The following is a 306-nucleotide window of genomic DNA, read 5'->3' as shown; positions in this document are numbered from 1 at the left end:
CGCCGGCTCCGGCCATCGAACGTCTGCAGTCCCCGGAAGAGCGCGAGAAGCTCGACGGTCTGTACGAGTGCATCCTGTGCGCTTGCTGCTCGACTTCCTGCCCGTCGTTCTGGTGGAACCCGGACAAGTTCCTGGGCCCCGCCGCACTGCTGCAGGCCTACCGCTTCCTGGCCGACAGCCGTGACACCAAGACTCAGGAGCGCCTGGCGTCCCTGGATGACCCGTTCAGCGTATTCCGCTGCCGCGGGATCATGAACTGCGTAAACGTTTGCCCGAAAGGTCTGAACCCGACCAAGGCAATCGGTC

Annotated in this window: 1 protein-coding gene; it reads left to right on the top strand. The window is 64.1% G+C overall.

What is annotated here, in order from left to right; all coding sequences use genetic code 11:
* Positions 1-306, top strand: a 306-nt coding sequence (locus R0J88_RS19390) for a 4Fe-4S dicluster domain-containing protein (RefSeq protein ID WP_410900783.1), incomplete at both ends; no start/stop codon positions are given.

It is taken from the genome of Pseudoalteromonas sp. SIMBA_162, from assembly GCF_046535955.1.
GTDB lineage: Bacteria > Pseudomonadota > Gammaproteobacteria > Enterobacterales > Alteromonadaceae > Pseudoalteromonas > Pseudoalteromonas marina.
The sequence above is the reverse complement of the archived record's forward strand: the minus strand, read 5'-3'. Positions and strand labels throughout refer to the sequence as shown.